The organism is Paraburkholderia sacchari (genome assembly GCF_000785435.2).
Lineage (GTDB): Bacteria > Pseudomonadota > Gammaproteobacteria > Burkholderiales > Burkholderiaceae > Paraburkholderia > Paraburkholderia sacchari.
The window spans coordinates 625,039-646,991 of record NZ_JTDB02000001.1 but is presented as its reverse complement, the minus strand read 5'-3'; the positions used below and the strand labels follow the sequence as shown (position 1 = coordinate 646,991).

The following is a 21,953-nucleotide window of genomic DNA, read 5'->3' as shown; positions in this document are numbered from 1 at the left end:
ACAACGAGTCCTTTAATGCAGCTTGAGAACGAGGTAGTTCAACTTGGAGCTGACACGCAGGAACACCATGCGAATGATCTGAATCGCCTCCACGTGCTCCGTATATATCGCGCCCGCCCCGACCGCTCCAACCGGCAGCACACGTCCTTTCGACTCGCCACGGAGCGCCAGCTTGACCGCGAAGCGATTCGCGCTCACGGCTGCCGCGCCAGTGTTGGGCAACGTGCCGCTTTGCGCAAATTGACCTTGCGACTGCGCCCAGACGATCGAATCCACTTTCGCATCCAGAATCGCTCCGGGATTCGTCGGCAGATAAACTTCCGCCGGATCCCCCTCGCGCACGTTGTACAGCTCGTTCTGGTCATAGAACGCGACCAGCTCCTGGTCATCCTCGATGAAGCTGAATGCTGGCGTCAGTGGCAGCGGCACCAGCATCGTCCCCACACGAACCTGCAGGTTCACGACCTGGCCATCCGCCGGCGCGCGATAGACCGTCTGCGCAAGCTGCCACTTCGCGTTTTCAAGCATGCTTCCGGTTTCTGCCCGATGGGCGCGTGCCGCCGCAATCGCGGCGAACTCACCCTGGCTTTTCGCGGAAAGCTTTTCCTTCGCCGCGTCTTCCTCTGCCTGGGCGCTCACGAGCTGACCCTCCAGCTCACGCTGCCGTGCCAGGGCATCGTCGCGGTCGAACTTCGACCCGGCACCCGCCGCAAACAGCGCATCCTGCTCCGTCAGCCGTTGTCGGGCCAGCGCCAGCGACGCCTGCACGGTGCTGACTTTCCCCGCTTCGCGGCGCACGGAGTCCGCGAGCTGACGCGCCGACGCCTCGGCCTCTGCAACGGCTGCGTCGTCAGCGCGCAACTTTGCTTCGAGCTGCTCGACCGCCAGCGCATAGGGCGTCGGGTCGATGCGCAGCAGGACATCGCCTTTCCTGTAGCGCCGATTGCCCTCAACCGGAATCTCCACGATGCGCCCCTTGACCTGCGGCACGACTTGAAGCACCTTGGCGACGACCCTGACTTCGTGTGTGGAAGGCGCCACCACGTTGAGTGTCAGAACTATGGTTGTAAGAGCAACGATTGGTATCGTGAAAGCGACGACCATAGAGACGGTGTTCCATGGCAGCCATTCGAATTTGAAAAAGACCAGCCATACACAGAATGCGTAAATACCCAGAATCAAAATTTCCATCTAAACCGCTTCCTTCTCGTTAGCCAGGGCGTTCGTTACGGCGCGCATGCGGTGTTTGGAGACTTGGGGCTCGACTTCGTCCGGTGGCGCCTTGTCCGTGCCATACGCCGCCCGATAGAAAACCGGCTTGGTGTGCGCCCATAGCCAGGCCAGCGGCCACAGGAGCCCTCCGAAGAACAGCGACAGCAAACAAAGGGCGTGGATGGCTTCTTTCTGCGGATGCTGCTTCTTTCTGGCTACCTTTTCCGGCAAAACGTGCAGCATCCAGAAAACGTAGATGCCGGCAACCGGCACGACGGCGAGAACGACCCAGGAGATCAGGTCGGCCGCGTGCTCGAGCACCCCGCGCGGGACGGCGGCGAAAGACGGTGTACTGATTTCCAGAAGCGCGGCGCCGGCCGCGAAATATCGACTCGATTTGAGCAATGCATTACTGATGCGCGAATAATTAGCCATAGTTTCCGGTATAAAAAGATGGATGCAGTCCTGTTTGGACGTGCTGCCCCTGCATCAAGGCGCGTGCACGTTCAGAACTGGCTCATGGATGAAGCGATTGGGCTCGCAGATTGCGTAGTTCCCAGCACACCGGTTCGATATGGAACCCGCGAAGACCATGAGCGGCACGGCCCCGTTCAAGCCTGGCGCAAGCGTCGCCATGGCTGCGCTCTCGAAGCCACCCGGCGCCGTGCCAGCCTTCGCGTCCATTGACGGTACCGCTGGCGAACGATTGACTGCGTTCAGCGGCGTAGCGGACCGCGCGCTTTGCGCCCGGTCCGTATAGAGCAGGTCATACTTGCCCGGCATCGCGCCGGTGGAAGCCGCGGGCCGCGCGGCTTCCATATAGAACCCGAACCCGTAACCGGAACGCGGCAAGATGCGCACCCACCCGTCATCGCGAACGTCCTGCGCCTGTGCGTTGCCCGCTCCGGCCAGCACGGCAGTCAAAGCGAGCCTGTGTGCGATTGCCGGTACCGCACCACAGCGCCGGAAAAAATTCTTTGGCCGCAATCGTTCAATCGCGTGGCGTCCTCCTGATAGAAGGATGGCGAACAGACTGGCGCCCTCTCTTGGGGCTGCGGCATGATCATTCCCATTCATTTGTTGAGTTCCCTTCCAATGGAGCGCGCAGCGCACATGGAGATATGCGTGTATCAAACGCTGCAGTAGTGTTGGAAACTTATGCGCGTCGCGCGCTGCCCGCTATCACAGGAATCAGAAATTGCCCGGCTGGCACCGCCTTGCGTCGCACTTCCAGTGCACCAGCGAAGCGTTTCTAACTTCTACGATAGCCTTGAGGGAAAACGTGCCCTATCTTCGGGAAACGATAGAATTCACAACGGGGGAGACGGGCATGATGAGTTGCTTGCGGCGCAACAAGAAGAGGCTCAATGCTTTGGATACCAAACAGATTGGCAAAGACCATCCATCGCCATCGGCTCCCGCTTTGCCGGGCGAGTTGCGGGTCGCCTACCAGGCGATCGTCTCGGCGCGCTCTGGCGCATTGACCGGCGCGGAAGCCATCGCCGGGTGGAGTGATCTGCCCAGGGCGCCATTGCCTGAAAGAGGCATTGCACGACTCGGGCATCAGGCTAACTCATCGCCCCCGGTGTTCGAAACCATTTTCGAACTCGGATGCGCCAATCTCGCTCGATGGCAGCGCCACACACCAGATGGCGTAGCGCTCTCAATCGATATTTCGCTCGAGCAACTCCTCGCGAAAGACTTCACCGCTATGGTCATGGGCTGCATCCGGCGTCACGCCATCCGGCCGGATTGCGTGAAATTCGAAATGCCGGAGCCGAGGGACCGGGACATTCCCCGGACGCTCATCGAGCGGCTGTCCGAGTTGCGGCGTATCGGCGTCGCCGTCGTGCTCGACGACTTCGGCATGGAACATTCGACGCTGTCGAGCCTCATTGCATTGCCGATCAGCGGGCTCAAATTTGGCCGCCGATTCACAAGCAGCCTGCCAGATGACCGAACTGCCAGCGCGATACTAACAAGCGTGGCGAGTCTCGCTCGCGACCTGGGAATCTCGATTGCCGTCGACGGTGTTCAGACCGATGCCCAACTCGCGTGGCTTCGCCGATTCGCCAATCTGGACGTTCAAGGCAGCCTGATTTCGAATCCGGTCTCCGGCGAGGCATTCCTTTCCCGGCTGCCGGGGTCACCCGGCGGCGGAACATCGAACCGAGGCGGCGACGAGAAGCGATGGAATTCCATTGCCGTTGTGAACAAGCTCTCTGCGTGAATGAACGCACACGATTCAAGTTCTTTTGTCCCTCAAAAATACAGTGCGGGATTAAGCGCGGAAGAAAGTGCAATTCGGATAAACTCCACTTTCTCAAAAATGCGCTCGACCGGCCAAACGCCGTCGAGCGCCCTTGCGGCAAGGGGCCATCAGCCTCTGATCCGCACATGACACTACCTGCCGTGATTGTAATTTTTCGAAATATCGTCGCTGTCGTATGGCTCCAGGCGCCGCACGCCTGCTCTGCGTGGGGAACATGCTGATGACACAAGCGCCACTTTCCCGTGCGTTGTCGGTCGCGATTGCTGACGATCATCCGATGATACGGCTCGCGATCAAGGACGTTCTGAGTCCGCTCAGGCTTCAGGACGTCGCGATGTGCCAGTCGGGCAACGAACTTCTCGAAGCGCTCGAGCGGCAACGCTTCGACCTCGTGGTCACCGACTTCTCGATGGAGCGCGAGCAAGGCAACGACGACGGTCTGCGCATGATCCAGCGGATCAGAAACCGCTTTCCGCAGATGCCCATCGTCGTCTTCACCATGCTCACCAATCCGGGGCTGCTTGCCTGCATTCAGGCCGAGGGGGTTAGCGGAATTGTCGGGAAAACCGAGGATCCCGAAATCCTGCGCCGGATCTGCCTCGACGCCGTTTCGGAAAGCGGCGGCCCGCATCTCTCCAAGGCCATCGCCAATCGGATCGCCAGTGCCGGTGGACGCCCCGGCGCCAGTGCCCGCCTGCTCTCTCCCAAGGAACTCGAGGTCGTACGCATGTTCGCGAGTGGCGACTCGCTGACGAAGATCGCCGCCGGTTTTCATCGCTCCCTCGCGACCGTCGCGGCCCAGAAGCGGTCCGCCATGCTAAAGCTCAACATCGCCAACAACGCGGACCTGATCGCCTACGCGCGCGAGAACGGCCTTGCATGAAGAAGCCGGCAACACCTCGATACAACGATTCGCCGCTGCGCACCTTCGACTCCGTCGAGAAAAACCTGCTGCGCGAGCGGCGCGTCTTCTCGATCGTGGTGCTGCTACTAGTGCTTGTCACGCTCGCGGGCGCTGGTGCGATCTTCCTCGTGCGGCTGAGCGACTCGCTGCGGGCACAGGAACAACTCGCGCGCATCTACGAGCAAGGTATCGTCGATGCGGTGCTCGAGCGCCGCAGCGCCCTCATGGCCGCCAACCTCATACTCGACCTGCGCGCCAACGACGGCTATCGCGCTGATCACGCTGATCACCGCCCCGTCGCCGGCAAGCTGTGTGCACGTGTCTCTCTCCTTGGTCCGAACAACGACGTTCTTCGGCAAGGCTGCGATGAGGCCGTCCGCACGCTGCTTGCAGCAGGCCAGAGGCCTTCGATCGAGATGATCTCGGTCGCCGATGGCGCCGCATACTGGTACATCGTGCCGCCCACGGGGGAGTCGGCCAACAAAGGCCGCCACCCGCCCATGCCTGCCGCGATGATTGTGGAGGCTGTGCTCAACCACTATCGCACCGCAAAGCTGGATCCGCTGGAGGCCGCAAGAGAGAAACGCGTTGTCTGGCTGGCGATGCCCGCTACGGCCGTGGACGACAGTCCGGAAATGATCGGCGCATCGCTGGTAGCGAAAGGCACCCGCATCTACGCGGTCGTCCTCACCCGCATCGCCCTCAAAGATCTGCTTCAGCCGGCAAGACAGGCATTGTCGATTCCTGACGCCATCTTCTTCGACAGTTTTGGCGTGCCGCTGGCCAGCTCGGGCAAAAGCGTCGATGCACAACAGCTCGACCGCAAGCTGCCCGAGCGGGAAGACGGCGTCTTTCACTGGGTGGCGGGCTATGGCTGGGCGCTGCGGCTTGCTCCGCTCGCCGCTGACTTCGGGCGGCTCGTTTTCGTGCTCCCGCCCGGACAACAGGCACGCAAGATGACCGGCGAGTTATTGCTGGTCGGCGCAATTGCAGCGGCAGCCCTGGGCTTGCTGTTCGCCATGTACCGGCACTGGAACTACCGGTTTCTGGTGGTCACATACGAAGAAGCGTCGCGAGCGCTCGAGAGCGAAATGCTCAATCATCTCCTCGTTCATGTCACGCCGGTCGGCCTGTGCATCGTGCGCCGCGAAACCCTGGAGATCATCGTTTCGAACCCAATTGCGCGCGAAGTGCTAGGTCTTGCACAGGAAGACGCACGCCTGCCTCTGGCTCTTCGCGCCGCACTCGCCGCCCGTCCCGACGTGCAGAATACGGCCGTCGGCGAGAGCGGCCTGTTCCAGATCCCGCTTACCTTGAACCGCGCCGGAAGCAGCCCGGTGTCGCTGGAGATCACCTACGCCCCCGCGGAGGTCCGCCACGAAGCCGTGCTGTTTTGCGCCATCGTGGACGTGACGGAGCACCATCACTCGAATCAATTGCTGCGGCAAGCCAAGCTCGCAAGCGATGCCGCTGCGAAGGCAAAACTCGCGTTCTTCGCTTCCATGAGCCATGAGATACGCACGCCACTTTCGTCTCTCGTGGGAAACATCGAGCTCATTGCCATGGGCCCGCTGCAAGCCGAGCAACGTGAGCGCGTGCGCGCAATGCAAGTCTCGGCCGAAGGGCTCATGCAAGTGGTCAACGACGTACTCGATTTTTCGAAGATCGACATCGGTGCGATGAGTATTGCCGAAGAACCCGGCTCGCTCGTCGAGCTGCTTGAGCACCTTGCCACGTCGCATGCGCGTGAAGCCAGCAAGCGCGGGTTGACCTTGCATGCCGTATTCGACCGTCATATCCCCGCTGAGCTTTACTTCGATCCGGTGCGCCTCTCGCAGATCGTCAATAACCTCCTGAACAATGCCTTGAAGTTCACGCATTCCGGCAAGATCGTATTGCGTGCGCGCTGGGGCGACGAGGGCATCGAAATCGAAGTGTCCGATACCGGTGTTGGGATACGAGAGGACGAGCGGCATCGACTTTTTCAGCCGTTTTCACAGGCCGCCCCGAATCGCCTCGCCCGCGCACGCGGGACCGGCCTCGGGCTATCGATCTGCGCGAAGCTGTGCGAGCTGATGGGCGGCCGGATCATGCTGGACAGCATGGTGGGCATGGGCACACGCGTTACCGTTCACTTGCCGCTCAAGGCCGTGAACCACGGCAACGAGGCGTGCAAGTCCATGCGTTTGCCGCCAAACCGTACCGTAATGCTGATGCGGGCGTCCGAGTACCATGAAGCAGTGCTGAATCAATTTGACTGGGGCGCATCGACACCCATCGCCATGTCGGACCTGAGCGAGCCCGTTGAGCGCGAGACGTTCAATTGTCTGATGGTCACCGAAGAGTTCGATCCCGCGGAAGTGCTCGCATGGTGGCCCACAGCGACCGCCATCGTCTGGTTGAAGCAGCAGGGTCCCCTGCTCGCCACCACGCGCGCGGACGGCGGCCAGGATGTATCGGTCTATAGCCGTGCCGGCCTTCACGCCGCCCTGCGGGCAGCAATTTCAGGAACGCCCCGGCTTGCCGCGGGTGCAACTCGATCCGCGGACGGCCGGGCGAGCGCTGCGCCGAGCGAACTGTTGGCGGGTCTGCGCGTGCTGGTCGCGGAAGATAACCCGTTGAACCGGAGCCTTCTGCGCGATCAGCTATCCATGTTGGGCGCGAAGGTTCTCGAGGCTGGCAATGGTCACGAGGCGCTCGCGATGCTGGCGAATGCACACGTCGACGTGGTTCTGACCGATATCGACATGCCCGATATGAACGGATTCGAACTGCTTCGCGAAATGAGCCGTAGTGCCTTGCCGATGCCCGTCTATGCAGTAAGTGCAAGCACGCGACCTGAGGACATTGCCGAAGGACGGGCAATGGGCTTTGCCGACTACTTCACCAAACCGGTTCCGCTGGCCGTGCTCGCTTCAGCGCTGCGCGGCAAGGCCGTCACAGCCACAGAGGCAGCGCATCTCGACGAGAGCCTGCAAGTGCCGGATCCAAGCGCCCGGTCCGGCGCGCACGAGAACCCCGATATCCCGCAAGTACCCGCCGGGTATGCCCGGGCGTTTGTCGATCAGACCGAAGCCGACATTCGGGCATATCGCAGCGCCATTGCCGATCAGGATCGCACTCGCCTCGAACGATTGCTGCACCGTACCTCGGGAATGCTCTCGGTGCTCGAACCTTCCCAGCTGCTCGCCTTGTGCGAGGACCTGCGCCTCTACCTTACGGAGATCGAGCATTGGGATGACGAAACCAGGCTCCAGTCCGAATTCATTCTGCAGAGTCTGACTCAAATGTGCCGGCTTGCGCGTGCCGATGCCGCGCATCCCGATCGGCCCGGTTAGCGCCACGCCTTCCAACTCCGTCATTTCCAAGTTCTATGATTGCGGGCGTTGCCCGCAAGCCCCAACATGATCATGACAACTGCAGCGATCACGCGGCAGATCTGTCCAGTAGTGTATGTGAGTCCTCCTTTCGCGCCCGCCTTCGTGCGGGCGCCTTTTTCAGGAACATCGTAGGGAAGCTGCTGCGTCCGCGCTCAATGTACATTCGCTTCGCCGTCGCACTGAGCGTCGCCAGCTCCCTGGATGATTGACTTGTCAGGATAACGAATGAAAAAACATTCACACCTTATGCAGATCATGCGGGTAGCGCTCGCGCTGGCTTCGGTGACGGCCGCCGGCCTTGCGCAGAACGCCCACGCACAGGTCATCTACGCGAAGCCCCTGGCCTATCCCGCACGCGGACAAACACCGTATCAGCAATCCGCCGACGACGGCGCCTGCTATAGCTGGGCCAAGCAGCAAACGGGCTTCGATCCGGCATGGGCGGCAACGTCGCCCGCCCCCGTTATGGCGCCCGGTGGGCAGCGTGTTGTGGGCGCGGCCCGAGGCGCCGCGACAGGCGCTGTGGCTGGAGCCATCGCCGGCGACGCAGGAAGGGGCGCCGCTGCTGGCGCCGCTATCGGCACGATGGTCGGGGGCATCGAGCATCGTCAGGCGCGGCGAGCAGCAGGTGCCTATGACGCGCAAATTGCGGCGAATAATGCGGCAGGAACGTCGTCGTACTGGCGCGCATGGGGCGCCTGCATGACCGGCCGCGGTTATACCGTCAACTGAGCGGTCATCTGAGCGGTTTCAGAACCGCAACGCCCGGCTCTCTCGTGCATCGACAGCGACCTGCTCGACCACCGGTAACAACGAAATGCGCAAAACGAACGCGACACCGCGCATGACGTTGCTACCGGGGTGAGACCGCATAGCTAATGGCAGGAATTCTCGACCATTACTCGAGGTCAATCAAAAGTGAGTTGGAGTCCATCCAGTCATATTGACCCTGCGGAGCCGCCCACGCCCAGTTCGGGCACGTGTTGATGTCACGTGCCCGAACTGGTGTGGCCCGGTCCGAAACAGGTTTGGAGTCCGTGATGCCTACGGCAACGTTTTGTTTCGATTCATACAGATCATTCATCCTGCTCCATCCTCCTAAAACATTAAGGAACGGCCTTCTTTCATTACGTAATCGCGTAAATAGGGGCTCATTGCTGCTGGTTTTTAACCGTCAACGATAAAGCAAGGAATGCGCCAGACAGCCGGCAAGCAGCCAAAACTCATGTTTTCGCGCCTTAGCAAAGCAAAGGCAGTGAAATGCATTCAGATTTGAAACTTGATTTTGCAGTTTTGAAATATTGCCCGCCTTTTTGACAGAAGCATCGCCTGAACGATCACCTTCGCTGGCTCGCGCTCATTCCCTCATTAGCCGTCAACAGCGAACTCACTGACTTCGAGCTTCAGCCAGCGTGCGCCAACAATTCGCGCGGCCGGTTGCGGAGCACCGGGTGGATTGCGAAGGACTCAGCGACTACCCTGAGGCACTACCTCAAGCTCCGCGGCAAACCTGCCCCCACTGACGTCGGCGTATCGACCGCGGACCGGGTTGATACGCCACACGTGAAAACAAAATCACGGGCATCTTCCTTCGGGCTCAAACCGCTTTCGGGCCGATCGAATGCATAGTTCACCTGCACAGGTTTCTCGCCACAAACCTTGCTGGCAAGTTTGAAACAGGTCTTGCTGCTTTCGAACAAACCGTGGCAATGAACGCCCCAGCCCTCGCGGGAATTCGACAACTTTACGGCTTCCACGTTGTGCGTCGGACCGGATGCCGTCGTACAACCGGCGGCAAATGTCATGACTACAACGGCAGAGAGAATACAGATCTTCATCAGGCTCAAGCGGAATGATTGTGGTGGCTGCGTTTCACTTCACTCGCTATGACGAGCTTGCGGCGGGGCTTGCGCCCGCAGGAGTGAGTTCATGCCGGGTGCGCAAATAAACGCACCCGCTCGAAGGCGGGCGCAAAGGAGGTACTCACATACGTCAACCGATATCTGCTACTTGTTCGCTACGACCGCCCCCGGAAATATTGCTTCTTCGTGATTGCGCTCGCAATCGTAGAAATTAGAAAATGGGAAGTGGTACGGTTGTGGTGCAACTCGAATGAGTTGAAGGCGTTACGCCCAGGCTTTTTGCGAAAGCGAGCCCGCTATAGCGTGTTAGCAGCTATTGCTAAGGTTTGCGAAATGAACAAGCATGAGCATAGCGAAGACAATGAAGTGGAGTCCGGCCAGCGTTTCAGGCAAGCGTTCGTAGTCTCTGGTCAAGCGCCGGAAGCGATTGAGCCAGCCAAAGCTGCGCTCAACCACCCAGCGTCGGGGCAACAGCACAAAGCCCTTTTTCGCCTCCGGCAACTTGACCGCCTGAAGCTCGATACCTTCGTCGCGCGCGGCCTCCGCTGGCTCCGCGCCTGTGTAGCCTTGGTCAGCAAACGCGATTCTCACTGCCTGTCCCGTGGCGTGCTGCACCTGCCGCGCGAGTTCGCTCACTTGCGCGCGGGCCGCTCTCGCAAGTCCACTGCAATGTGCGGCCGTCAAGAATTACCGCGCTTGGCTGCCCACTTCGTCCTTGTGCCACGCATATCACCGAGCGCAGGTCGCTCACCATCGCTTCAAAGGAGCCTGCACGAATCCAACGTTGAGTCTGCTGATAGACCAGCTCCCACGGCGGGAAGTTGGTCGGCAGCATACGCCACGAAGCACCAGCTCTCGCCATCCAGCGCAGTGCATTGAACATCTCGCGCAATTCGTATCGGCGTTGCGGCGCGTCTTTGCTCATCAGCGTCAGGTACGATGCCGCGAAACTCCATTCTTCGTCAGACACGTCACTCGGGTACGGTTTGCGTTTTTCTATCTGCCCAGGTTACCAGGCCTGAGCTGAAGTTCCTGACACAGTCTAGTGATGGGGATTGAAATCCGGGGCCGCTCACTTCGTACTGCTTTTCGAAAGAGGGGCGTTCACATGGCTGACGGTGCGCCCCCCAACACGGTCAGGCTCGCACCTCGATCCGGTTGACCACGCCAGAAATTGTGTCAAGGCACCACGCATCCATCTCTGCCTGCCGTCTCTCAGCTTCAGTTGCCACGCATCCCGCGAGCGTAATCCGCTTGTCCTCCACATTGATGGTGATTTGCGCAGCGTGCACGCGCGGGTCGGTTTCGAGCACGAGAGTGAGTGCCTCGCAGATCTCTTCGTCGCCATCCGCTTCAGCAGGCACCAACTCCAGCAGATTCACCACGTCCCGGCACCCGCCGACCCACCACGCGATCGCACTCGCGAGTCGTCGATGCGACAGGCTGATCACCTGGCCCGTCAAGGTCACGACGCCATCTTCAACCGTCACCTCCACAACGCCGCTGCCCTCCTCGCCGGCCTGGTCCATGGTGCCACGCAGCATTTCGAGCTGGCCTTTTACGCGCATACAGATTACGCAGTTGCGGTATTCGATCGTCTGCAAAATGCGTTCGCAGATCCGCGTGCGCAACTCGCCGTCCCCGATCGGCGGCTCAGCGCTAACGCGCAACTGGTCGATGAGCGGTTCGCCGGCGCTGTAGGCCCGGGTCAACTGAATCAGCCGTTTCTTCGACGCAACGTCCGGCACCTCGCCGGCAACAGTCAAAGCACCGCTCTCGAGGCGGATATGAATGGAGGAATTGTGGAGCTTCAGGTGCGATTCGCGTTCGAACGCTGCCATCACCTGCCTGAGGATCACTTCGGTGCGTTGCATGATCTGCCTCGCGCAAAGGGGGACGAAGCAGCACCCCACCGCGCTGCAGCCCAAAACTAGTCGGGCGAGGTGGGCGCTACCCAGTTCATTATAGATATTGCTTCCGTCCAATCACGATGCTGCTATGCGGAAACTGAGCCATCGTAACCCGCGAGAATGTCATGCATGATTGCCTCCAAACCCGCATCCGGATCTCTTGCAACCATTCCGGAGTACAAATAAACGACGAAGTCAGGGCTTTCGCGGTTCTCGCCTTACCCGCTCCATGTATTTTCCTGACGCGACCTCGATTCGCACCGTATCCCCTTCCTTGATGAACTGGGGAACGAGAACTTCCAGGCCATTCTCGAGCGTGGCCGTCTTGAAAGTGGAGGTTGCGTGCTCGTGCACGCCCGGCGGCGCGGACACCACGCTTAACTCAACCGCATGCGGAAACGCAATGGTGACCGGCTCGCCTTCATAAAGCGCGATCGGGATTCGCATGTTGGACCGAAGGAACTTTTCGTATGCGCCAATGGCTGCCAAAGGCAAACTGATCTGCTCGAAGGTGTCCGGATCCATGAAGTAGAAGGCAACACCGTCCGCATACAGATATTCCATCTCCTTGTGATCGAGCGCGACCTCTTCGAGCCTGTCGCCCGGGTGTAGCCGCAACTCCCTGATATGCCCGGTCTTCAGGTTCTTGACCCTGGCAAACACCGCGCTACCCTGCTGGCCACCGCCGGCATGGTACCCGGCGCTGGCGACACTATGAAGTTCGCCCTCAAGCATGAAGACCATGCCCGGCTTCAATCCGGATGCTTCTACCATTTGCCTGTCTCCGCCTTGCCAGCAAGGTGACGACATCTTCAGCCTGGCACTGCAGTCACACCGAAGCGGGCGGCCGCGCGTCAAGCAGAAGCTTTGCGGTGCGCCTTGACGCGCCGAGGTGCAATTGGACCGGGCGGGTTGGACCGGTGCTCTCAGCCAGGTCAGTGCAGTTGCCGCTTCAGGTTGGAGAGTTCGGCATGCATCGAACTCACACTATCCATGATTCCGGCGGCGAGGCCGCTCTCCTGTTGGCAAGCGCGCTGCGCACGATCACCGATCCGTTCGATTTCACCGACGCACTTCCGGATGCAATCCTCGTCCCTGGACGACAAAATCTTCTTTGCCGATTTGCATTCCCTTTCAAGCTCATCTATCCATTTCATCAAACGCTGTGGAATTGTCGCGTCGGCATGCATGGTCCGTGAAGCCTCGCTGACGGTTTGCTGAATATGAGTAAAGCGCTTTTGGATTTCACTGGCTTGCAACATGATGCCCCCTTCTTGAACACCAGTTCCAGATAAATTCAGGCAGCAGATGCCGGTGTGTTGGCCGTGCCATCGCCATTCGCCTGCTCCAGTCGGCGGCCAGCGACGTTGCACCGCGTCAAGACAACACCCGCGCACGCAAAAGACGCCTCTCCAGTCCAGGTCACAATCGGTCGCCCGGACCGGTCCTTACGGCGCCCGACGAAATCAGCGTCGCAGCCGACGAGCAGCGCGGTTTCGCTACGCCGGAGGTTTGTAACCAGCCTGCTCGAATTGAGCCAGTCCGTCCGGCAACGAGTAGAATTTAATAATGGTCGCATTCCAGAAGGAGGCTGCCATGACTCAGTCAATGATCAGCTTTTGGGTTGGCCTTGTGGTGCTCGTTGTCGTTGCAGGGGCCTTGTCCCGTCGCTACAGGCGAGATCACCCGGGCGAGAGCCTGAGCCAGTGGCTCGACACGCACCATATGGGCTGGATGCATCGCAAGCACTAGCCGGCGGCGCGGAAAGACGCCGAGGAGTGCACGATGGCCTTCACCCTTAGCTCGCAGGCTTTCCAGGAAGGGGGCGAGATTCCTCGGCGCTATACCTGCAAGGGCGCGGACGTCTCGCCGCCGCTCGCGTGGTCCGGGGTACCCGCCAATGCGAAGAGCCTCGTGCTGATCGTGGACGACCCCGACGCGCCCGACCCGGCCGCACCAAGGATGACATGGGTCCACTGGCTGCTTTACAACATCCCGGCGACGGCGCCCGGTTTTCAGGAGGGTGTCGCGGCGGGCGCGCTCCCGGCAGGCACACTCGAAGGGACCAACGACTTCCATCGCACCACATATGGCGGCCCATGCCCGCCGGTTGGCCGTCATCGGTATTTTCACAAGCTCTACGCACTCGACACCGTGCTGCCCGACCTTCACAAGCCCACCAAGGCGGCATTGGAGACGGCGATGAAAGGTCATGTGGTGGCGCACACCGAACTGCTCGGCACATTCCAGAAGTAACACGCAGACGCTGTGCGCGAACCCGGGGCTGTCGATTCCTCGTCGAAGCTTCCCATGCGAGTCCAACGGAATACGCTGGCACTCTATGGAACAGCAAATGGTGGGCCGGGTCGGACTCTCATCGTAGGCGCTCCGGCCCGTCCCGTAAGGGATTGGCAATGTGGCGACACGCGGTTACCCCCAGATCTACCCCTGCTGAGTGGCGGAACAAAATGGAACTGGGCCGCTGAAAACGCCAGGCCTGCCATAGGCACTTCCGTGGCGTTAACCGGACGGCGATGTCGTCATATTACAACTCTCTCAGCACCGCGACGTGCCACGAATTGCTTCTGCGCGACGCGTTGGAAGAGCAACGTAATCGTCAGCCATGCGTCGAGCTAATCGCCTGCAAAGCGAACGCAGGGGAACACACCATTCTGCAAGTCAGCCGACGCGCAACTCGGCATATGACTTCTTCCTCACTTGCGCGCCGCCTCGTCAAAAAGTCAGGCTAGAACGTGTGGGAGATCCCGACTGAGGCGCCCGTAGTTGTCCCTGTGGGGGCGTGCAAGGTGGTTGGTCCCTGGCTAATCGAAAGACCCAGATCCTGCGCACCGTGGTTATTGACCATGCCGAACTGGGCGTAAACCGAAGTGCGCTTCGAGACGAAGTAGTACGCGCCGATCGCCCCTAACAACGAATGGCTGCCGGAAACGGCGCGGTTGTCGACATACCAGACGCCGGCATTCAAGTCGATGTCCGGGCGGAGCATGTAGTCGGCGCCGCCACCGTACACGTCGTTGTTAGCCCCGCCGCCAACCTTGATCCTTTCATATGAACCTTTTACGGTCAACGAGCCGATCGTGTACGTCGCGCCAATCAACTTGCCATCGAATCCCACGGTGGTGGGCGGCGTAGTCGACACGTTGCCACCAGGATTGCCATTGTAATAGGCAGCATTGATGGCGAGCCCGCTCCAGGTGTAGCTCAGACTGGCGGAGTATTGACGGCCGGACTGGAAATTTCCTGCCACGCCGCCCAATGCGTACATCGCGCTACCTTGAAACCCCGCGAGTTTCGGGCTTGTATACGATATGGCATTGGGGTTGAAAATACTGGTTGCACCAGCGGCATTGGCGAGAATCAGGATGGAACTGCCAAAGTTTGACAGGTGTCGCGGGTCCTGTGCAATCAACGACATGAAATACGGAGATTGCTGCAAGCCGGCGCGGACTTCGCCAAACCCGCCTTTCATTCCGACCCATGCGTTGCGGCCGAAAACGTTGCCGTTCGAGTTGTTATAGCTGCCATTGGCAGTGTCGATACCACTTTCAAGCTTGAACTCGGCCGAGAGCCCCCCGCCAAGGTCTTCAGATCCAGTCATTCCGAATAGTGACGGAAGATTTCCACTATCATTAAAACCAACCAACTTTCCACTGTTTCCGCTGGTTTTGTTCAAATAAATCAAACCAGAGTCGACAATGCCATACAGCGAAACGCTACTCTGCGCGTGAGATCCGGCAGAAAAAATAAGCCCGGCGGAGACAGCGATTGCGGGCCTGACAACATACAACCTCTTCATCAAAATCTCCCGACCTTTAAAGTATATTTATAACAATAAGCAATGCTAATGTTGCATATCGAATTTTCTCTTGACAAGAAGCGCCACAGAAACATCTCGACGCGTGGATTCCAGACCTGAGCGAGAACTCAACTCCGGTCAAATTTGGCTTAGACAACCTCTACTCGCCGAGCTTCAATCTCTCCGCGGCGACGAGGACATGTTTCTTTAAGGAATAGTCCCACAAGCGCGCTTAATATGGAGACAACGCCGACGATGAGCATCGGATAGGTCAAACCAAACTTGTCAGCAACACCGCCTGCCACAACTGGCATCAGCACCCCACCGACGAGTTCGCTTACTGCGGTGGGAACCCCAACTGCCGAGCCGGTCAACCGCGGCGGAACAGACTCACATGGGATCACAGCCAGGAACAGGGGTGCGATGCCAAATCCGAAGAAGCCGGCTGCGAAGAGATTCGCGAACTTCGCAATCGGTGCCGCCTCAACCACGACGAAGGCAAGCATCAAAACACCGTACAGCGCTGCCGACAGAACGAGCACAATCCGGCGGCCGACGCGATCTGATATTGCGGGCACGATGATCATGCCCAGGAAGCCGCCGAATCCCCAGCCGGAGATGATCAAACCGACAACGCTTAGTGGAAGGGCGGCAACCTTCGTCAGGTAGAGAGCGACAAACGTGGAGAAAACGAACAGTCCGGTCTGGAACAGCGAGCCAATCAGCGTCGTTAGCCATACGTTCCGGAACTTCAGCACAGCAACTGCGCTGCCTTTCTCGTTCGGCTGGCTAGCGTGTACCGATCGAGGCGAGGTGTTGCGCATTATCTTCGCGAGAATCATCGTCAGGATAATTCCCGGAATTCCCAAAACGAAAAAGACCGCCTCCCACCTCATGTGAAGAATCAGCTGCGTAGCGATGATTGGACCCAAGCCAATTCCAAGTAGCGGGAAGAATGATTGGTGAATACCCAGATTCAGTCCGCGCTTTCGTGGCGTGGAAATCTCATCGATCTTTGCAACACTGGTACTGAAGACTCCACCTTCTCCGATCCCAAGAAGTCCGCGTACAGCCAACATGCTGCAGAAAGATTTTGCGACGCCAGTAAAGGAAGTCATCAGTGAGAAGAAGACGGCAGATCCAATGAGAATCTTCTTTCGACCGAATCGATCGGAAAGACTCCCCAGCACCCACGTCGATATCGCCCACGTCAACGCGAGGACTGACGCAATGGCGCCCGCCTGAGTATTGTTCAGTCCAAGCTCAGGCATCAGCACCGGGAAGAGATAGACGATAACGAGCCTATCCAACCCGACGACGCCGAATAAAACAGCCAGGAGAACCACAATTGACCACTCGTATCCAGTGTCTTTTTCTGGTTTCATTTCGCAATCCTATATACCAATCGATCCATCATCTATGGTCTCTTTACAGGGACCAGCCACTTTTACATGAGATTAGCGATCGTTCGCGGGTGTCTCGACCGAGTGGACTTCCTCACCGCCAATCGATTCGATGTTACGTGCCCCTCCTGCTGCCGAGACGTCACCAATCTCCACCCCATCGCTTCTGTCGCGTAACTCGTGCATTGGTGGGCGGCGACGTCTGTCAAGCACAAGTCGGACGACATCGGGTCGTGCATAGTGCCCCGCCGGGTCAAACACTGCTTTCGAGAGCGACTGTAGCGACAAATCGATTTCGGCGAAGAGGAGGCCTTCAACGTCGGGCGGCAACTTCTCGAAGAGTTCTGCACCGTCGGGGCCATAACCTACGCTATGGCCCCCGCCCGCTTTCAGCAAATTTCGCCGTTCGGGAGTATCGCAAAGAAGGTCAATCATTTCTTGACTGACAACTGTCGAGGGTGCGAGGACAAAGCAGCCGCCTTCTACAGCGTAGGTCCGTGTCACTGCGTTGTTGACCTGGTAACTCAAGGCGCTCGCAAAATCGTAAAGGGAAAAGCTGGGCCATGCCGCGACATGTATCTGTTCATCTTGAGCAAACATCGCGGCCTTGGTTAGTGGCTGTACATGCTCAGCGCAGCACAAGGCACCAATCCGACCCAAGGCTGAATCAACGACGGTTAGCCCCTCCCCGGCTCCGTCTCCAAAAACGGTTCTCTCCAGATGAGTAGGCTTTAGCTTGCGGCGCTGAAGAAGCGTCTCGCCATCCGGACCGATTATCCATTGGGAAATATACAGGGATCGCCCAGCGCGCTCTGATAAACCCATGACGACGGTAATCGAGTGCGTGCGCGCGGCCTCCCGGAGCTGTTCAGCCTCTGGACTGTCGAAGCTGAGTGAATTGTCAAAATATCGCTGAACGTACCCCTCTTGCATGTACCACGCGGGAGTACCAAGCCAGACGTAGAAGGGGTAACCCGGCAACCAAACCTCAGGGAATGCGATGAGGCTTGCGCCTTTGTTCGCCGCTTCCTCGATGAGTCGGATCGACTTTTCGATACCAGCCTGAAGATCCAGGAACGCGGGCGCCGCCTGAACAACGGCGGCCTTATAGCGTGGGTGTTTAAGTGTCATGTCTCTACTCCAATCGGCTCTTGCCTGCTTCAAACGCGTTTCACGGAAGTGTCGGGCCGCAATATTCGCGTTGCTTGATTGAAGCTGAACCCGAACTTGACTGCGACTGCCTGGTCGGGGGACCGCATCTGGGCCAAACTGCATGCACGCGTCGATACCGCCGGCGGCTGGCAGATTACGGAAGGCAAGATCTTCCAGAAGAACATCGTTGCGATGTTTTCGGGTGTGAAAGCGCGCCGAGACTTACGTCAGACAAGGACAATGATCCAGCGTCAGCTAGCCACGCATCCAAGGCGATGAACGCCCGCACCTACGCCACTTAGTCGCCGGTATTCCCTGGCAGACACCCCAGCATGGCGCCGGAACGCGCGACTGAAGTGCGAGGGGTCATTGAATCCCCATGTCATCGCGATTTCGGTGATGGACAAATGCGCGTAGGCCGGTTGACGCAGCCACGCGGCGCAACCGTCCAGACGACCGGTGATGATCCGCTCGCTCATCGACTCGTGCTCGCGGGAGAACAAACGATACAGATAGCGACTCGACAACCCGAGTGCGGCTGCCACTCGATCCGGATTCAGCTCCGGGTCGCGCAAATGCTCATCGATGAAACGGCGCGCCCGAAGTATGTGCATCGTCTTCAGGTTGGTGTCGGCCGTCGGCATCCGGTTGAAGAAGTCCGCCAGGGCCACGGCCACAAGGTGTGCCGTCACCCCCGCCAAACCAGCGCGGGCCTCACCGCACGTCGGCTCGAGCAACAGCTCACGATGAACCGTTGCCACATGCTCGGTGGCAATGCGCCGAATGCCGTCCTCACCGGGGATACGGACCGCCGTATGTTGACGGCTCAATGGCGCTAGCCCCGTCAGCAACTGACGAGGAAATCGAACGGTATAGTGCTCCCCGGAGAAATGCCATTCGAAGTCGCGCGAAGCATCGAACAACACCATATCGCCGGGATAAACGACTGCGACACGGCCATCCTGTTCGATGGCAGATCGGTTACGTGACTGGATCGAGACGAGCAGGTAGTCGTCCTCGATCGACGACATCGCCCTGCGGCGATACTTCGCGACATGATCGACAGCCGCAATCCTCGAGACGTGCACCCCCCCATTTTCGACAGCGAGCATCTCTCCCTCGAATGCCCCGTCGGACGTCATCGAATACACCATCGGTACGCAGCTTTCCTCAACCTGATGCGCCCAAGCCTCCAGGCGATCGGCGGGAGTGGCAGCGGATTCGGGGGCTGGTTCTTTCATGAGAGACTCCGCTGAGGTGGCGAATCGCAAGCGATGGATCACAGAATCCTCCGCCGGATTGTCTCCGTCAAGTCCATCACCTGCCGGCCGCCATGAGGGGCCGCTCCGCCACGAAGTCACGCGTCAATGCCGAAATTGCCGGACACCCGATCAGCGCCAGCGTGCGATCGATGTCGCGCCGGATCATCGCCAGCACATCCGCAACCCCGGCCTCGCCGTTCGCGGCCAGACCGTAGAGCGTCGCCCGTCCCAACATTACCGCATTGGCGCCGAGGGCGATCGCCTTCACCACGTCGGCGCCTGTGCGCACACCGCTGTCGACAATCAGGTCAGATGCAGGCACGGCGTCTCGCACAGCGGCAATGACGTTTGCGGGCACGGGGAGCCCCGCGTGCTGACGCGCACCGTGATTGGACAGGATGACGCCATCGGCTCCGGCCTCAATACAGCGTGTGGCGTCGGCGCTGGTGAGAATGCCCTTGACCAGCAACTTGCCCGGCCATGCATCGCGCAAACGCTTCAGATCGTCCCAATCGAATCCGGCGTCCATCTCCCGGCGCAACACCGCCGCCTGAGCCGCCGTATCCGAGGTGGTATCGGTCGCGAAATTGCGCAGCTGCGGCATGCCATTCGTGAGGTACGACCAGAGCCACTTCGGATGCGTGAGGCCGTCGCAGGCGGCACGAACACTCGTCCTGAACGGCATGGCAAACCCGTTGCGCAAATCCCGTTTGCGAAATCCGTTGACGGCCACATCCGTCGTCAAGATCAACGTCGAATATTCGGCCGCCCATGCGCGCTCGACGAAGCTTTTCGCGAGGTTCTTGTGGACAACGTATAGTTGAAACCACAGGTCGCCCTGTACTTCCCGCGCCACTTCCTCGATCGACATGTTCGACGCGGTCGATAACGCAAACGGTATTCCGGCCCCGGCAGCCGCCTTGGCCAAGGCCAGATCGCCCTTCGGCCAAAACGCGCCATTGAGACCGGTCGGCGCAATCACGAGCGGCGTCGGCAGCGATTTGCCGAGCAGCCGCGTCTGTTGTTCCCGCGCGCTGACGTCCACCAGTCTGCGTGGGCAAAACTCCCAGCGGTGAAACGCCGCCCGATTGTGGTCGAGTCCCGACTCGTCGTCGGCGGCCCCCTCCAGATAATCGAACACCATGGCCGGAAGGCGCTTTTTTGCCTTGGCCCGATAGTCATCGATGTCGAACACGCCCTTCATTTTCTTCGTCATTCGGTGTTTGTGTCTTTCAAGCTCTCTTGACCGGAGGAATGTGCCGTCGAACCACCATCAAGCAAACGAATACAAGCAACATCGCGGTCGTCAACATCGCCAGATAGAGCGATGCGCCACCCGCGGTAATCACAAACGCACCCGCAAACGCACTCAGGATCGCGCCAAGCCGGCCGAAAGCCAGGGCCGTCGCCGTGCCCGTTGCACGCACCTGCGTCGGGTAGACGTAGGCACAAAGCGCGTACATCGTCGACTGCACCGCGTTGACGAACAGTCCGTGCAGGCCGATGCCGAAAATCAGCACCGACGTATGCCCCGTGAAGCCAAGCGCTCGCACGGCCAGCGCGCTGCCGGCAGCCGCCAGACAGCAGATCAGCAATGGCCAGCGCGATCCGAAACGGGCAATGGCGATGGCACACCCGAGGGCGCCGAACACACCGCCCAGGTTATAGGCCGTCAGCCCCGAACTTGCGACCCCCGGGGCAAGCCCCTCGCCCGCGAGCATCGTGGGCAGCCAACTGAATGCACTATAGACGGCCAGCAGGTTCATGAAGAATGCCAACCAGATCGCCAGCGTGTCTCGCCTCTGACCTGGGGCGAAAAGCGCGCTAATTCCGGCACGTTTCTCAGCTTTTTGCTCGATCGCATCGGTGAACGTCGAGTCTGTGCTCACGGCACGCGTCATGCGGCGGAGCAACCCTCCAAGCTCGGGCCACCGCGCTGGATGGCGCGCCAGATAGCGCGGCGACTCTGGCAATGCGAAGTAGAACAGCGCAGACATCACCACCGGCAATGCGCCACCGAAAAGAAACAGGCCGCGCCATCCGTACATCGGCATCACAATGTTCGCGAATAATCCGGCAAGCATGCCGCCCAAGGGCACGCACAGGATCGTTGCAGTAACCGCGACAGTTCGGCGACGCGCCGGCGTGAATTCTGCCGTCATCGTGGTAGAACTCGGGAGCGCACCGCCAATGCCCAGACCGGCGACGAAGCGCAGCGCGGCAAGGGAGATTACGTCCTGCGACAGCGCCACGGAGCTGGTGGCGACGCCGAACACCATGACACTGCCAATCACCGCCCAGCGTCGTCCGAAACGGTCGGCAAAAAGCCCGGCGCACGCACTGCCGATGCCCATACCAACGAGCCCCGCCGCCACCGCCGGCGCAAAAGCGTTGCGTGTGATGCCCCACTCCTTGATCAGACTGGGAATGGCAAAACCGATCAGTTGGCCGTCGAACCCGTCCATCACGATGGACAGTGCGGCCAGGAAGACGACGATCTTCTGAAACGTCGAGAACGGCCCATCGTCCAGCACGTTGCCGATGTCCACCGCCGCGGGAAGCGGGTGCGCTCGATCGTTCATTGCGCACCCCACGAAGCGGAAGAGAGGGCAGACCTACACACGGGGAACGCTCCTCGTTCTAGAGAGCGCATCGAGATGCGGTGGGTGATGTTCATGCTTGTCTCCTTGATGGCAACCGTTTGGCGCGATGGCCAGCCGACGCGAGGTTCCATATCGTTATGTTTGCTGCCACTGCCCCGGTCGGCGCTCGCTCGCCT

The 21,953-nt window shown here is 59.7% G+C and carries 18 protein-coding genes and 2 pseudogenes; 7 read left to right on the top strand and 13 right to left on the bottom strand.

The window, feature by feature from the left end; genetic code table 11:
• Positions 1-12 precede the first annotated feature (12 nt).
• The 3 genes from NH14_RS02880 to NH14_RS02870 are packed head-to-tail and all read right to left on the bottom strand — an operon-like array spanning position 13 to position 2,136.
• Positions 13-1,191: an HlyD family secretion protein gene (locus tag NH14_RS02880; RefSeq protein ID WP_035521660.1), complete on the bottom strand. Its 1,179-nt coding sequence runs from the start codon at positions 1,189-1,191 to the stop codon at positions 13-15.
• On the bottom strand, positions 1,192-1,647 hold the full coding sequence (locus NH14_RS02875) for a DUF3302 domain-containing protein (RefSeq protein WP_052147780.1): 456 nt from the start codon (positions 1,645-1,647) through the stop codon (positions 1,192-1,194).
• Between the two features lie 54 nt (positions 1,648-1,701).
• On the bottom strand, positions 1,702-2,136 hold the full coding sequence (locus tag NH14_RS02870; protein ID WP_035521662.1) for a hypothetical protein: 435 nt from the start codon (positions 2,134-2,136) through the stop codon (positions 1,702-1,704).
• A gap of 274 nt (positions 2,137-2,410) precedes the next feature.
• Between NH14_RS02870 and NH14_RS02865 the strand changes: the two genes are divergently transcribed.
• The 4 genes from NH14_RS02865 (at position 2,411) to NH14_RS02850 (ending at position 8,500) form a co-directional block, all read left to right on the top strand.
• Positions 2,411-3,442, top strand: a complete 1,032-nt coding sequence (locus NH14_RS02865; protein ID WP_035521663.1) for an EAL domain-containing protein — start codon at positions 2,411-2,413, stop codon at positions 3,440-3,442.
• 256 nt (positions 3,443-3,698) lie between these two features.
• Positions 3,699-4,367 (top strand): response regulator, encoded by a 669-nt coding sequence (locus NH14_RS02860; protein WP_237179537.1) that lies wholly within the window; start codon positions 3,699-3,701, stop codon positions 4,365-4,367.
• On the top strand, positions 4,364-7,726 hold the full coding sequence (locus tag NH14_RS02855) for an ATP-binding protein (RefSeq protein ID WP_035521665.1): 3,363 nt from the start codon (positions 4,364-4,366) through the stop codon (positions 7,724-7,726). Before NH14_RS02860 ends, NH14_RS02855 begins: the two co-directional genes overlap by 4 nt.
• A 267-nt stretch (positions 7,727-7,993) precedes the next feature.
• A complete protein-coding gene (locus NH14_RS02850) occupies positions 7,994-8,500 on the top strand; it encodes a glycine zipper family protein (protein ID WP_035521668.1) in 507 nt (168 codons plus the stop codon).
• A 1,436-nt stretch (positions 8,501-9,936) separates the two neighbouring features.
• On the opposite strand, the pseudogene NH14_RS02845 reads toward NH14_RS02850, so the two are convergent.
• From NH14_RS02845 to NH14_RS02830, 4 genes and pseudogenes are all read right to left on the bottom strand, one after another.
• Positions 9,937-10,630: pseudogene (locus NH14_RS02845) on the bottom strand (transposase).
• Between the two features lie 136 nt (positions 10,631-10,766).
• Positions 10,767-11,504, bottom strand: a complete 738-nt coding sequence (locus NH14_RS02840) for a BON domain-containing protein (RefSeq protein ID WP_035521670.1) — start codon at positions 11,502-11,504, stop codon at positions 10,767-10,769.
• A gap of 231 nt (positions 11,505-11,735) precedes the next feature.
• Positions 11,736-12,314 carry an elongation factor P gene (locus NH14_RS02835; RefSeq protein WP_035521672.1) on the bottom strand — a complete coding sequence of 193 codons (579 nt, stop codon included), beginning with the start codon at positions 12,312-12,314 and terminating at the stop codon, positions 11,736-11,738.
• Positions 12,315-12,475: 161 nt separating this feature from the next.
• Positions 12,476-12,802 (bottom strand): hypothetical protein, encoded by a 327-nt coding sequence (locus tag NH14_RS02830; RefSeq protein WP_035521674.1) that lies wholly within the window; start codon positions 12,800-12,802, stop codon positions 12,476-12,478.
• Positions 12,803-13,136: 334 nt separating this feature from the next.
• On the opposite strand from NH14_RS02830, the gene NH14_RS02825 reads away from it, so the two are divergent.
• Together NH14_RS02825 and NH14_RS02820 are read left to right on the top strand one after the other, a co-directional pair.
• The gene (locus NH14_RS02825) at positions 13,137-13,292 is read left to right on the top strand and encodes a hypothetical protein (RefSeq protein ID WP_167556474.1); all 156 of its coding nucleotides are present in this window, start codon (positions 13,137-13,139) and stop codon (positions 13,290-13,292) included.
• Between the two features lie 33 nt (positions 13,293-13,325).
• Entirely contained in the window at positions 13,326-13,796 is a 471-nt protein-coding gene (locus NH14_RS02820; RefSeq protein WP_035521678.1) for a YbhB/YbcL family Raf kinase inhibitor-like protein, read from the top strand.
• Between the two features lie 490 nt (positions 13,797-14,286).
• On the opposite strand, the gene NH14_RS02815 is transcribed toward NH14_RS02820, so the two are convergent.
• From NH14_RS02815 to NH14_RS02805, 3 genes are all read right to left on the bottom strand, one after another.
• The gene (locus tag NH14_RS02815; protein ID WP_035521681.1) at positions 14,287-15,357 is read right to left on the bottom strand and encodes a porin; all 1,071 of its coding nucleotides are present in this window, start codon (positions 15,355-15,357) and stop codon (positions 14,287-14,289) included.
• Between the two features lie 149 nt (positions 15,358-15,506).
• The gene (locus NH14_RS02810; RefSeq protein ID WP_035521684.1) at positions 15,507-16,742 is read right to left on the bottom strand and encodes an MFS transporter; all 1,236 of its coding nucleotides are present in this window, start codon (positions 16,740-16,742) and stop codon (positions 15,507-15,509) included.
• A gap of 72 nt (positions 16,743-16,814) precedes the next feature.
• The gene (locus NH14_RS02805) at positions 16,815-17,891 is read right to left on the bottom strand and encodes a carbon-nitrogen hydrolase family protein (protein WP_084225039.1); all 1,077 of its coding nucleotides are present in this window, start codon (positions 17,889-17,891) and stop codon (positions 16,815-16,817) included.
• Between the two features lie 111 nt (positions 17,892-18,002).
• Here NH14_RS02805 and NH14_RS33315 point away from each other — a divergent pair.
• A pseudogene (locus tag NH14_RS33315) lies at positions 18,003-18,119 on the top strand (4-hydroxybenzoate 3-monooxygenase); the annotation flags it as partial.
• A gap of 44 nt (positions 18,120-18,163) precedes the next feature.
• Here NH14_RS33315 and NH14_RS02795 read toward each other — a convergent pair.
• From NH14_RS02795 to NH14_RS02785, 3 genes are all read right to left on the bottom strand, one after another.
• Positions 18,164-19,153 (bottom strand): AraC-like ligand-binding domain-containing protein, encoded by a 990-nt coding sequence (locus tag NH14_RS02795; RefSeq protein ID WP_084225040.1) that lies wholly within the window; start codon positions 19,151-19,153, stop codon positions 18,164-18,166.
• Positions 19,154-19,229: 76 nt separating this feature from the next.
• Positions 19,230-20,390, bottom strand: coding sequence for an alpha-hydroxy-acid oxidizing protein (locus tag NH14_RS02790; RefSeq protein WP_084225042.1), 1,161 nt, complete (start codon positions 20,388-20,390; stop codon positions 19,230-19,232).
• Positions 20,391-20,406: 16 nt separating this feature from the next.
• Positions 20,407-21,756, bottom strand: coding sequence for an MFS transporter (locus tag NH14_RS02785; protein WP_035521688.1), 1,350 nt, complete (start codon positions 21,754-21,756; stop codon positions 20,407-20,409).
• Between the last annotated feature and the right edge of the window lie 197 nt (positions 21,757-21,953).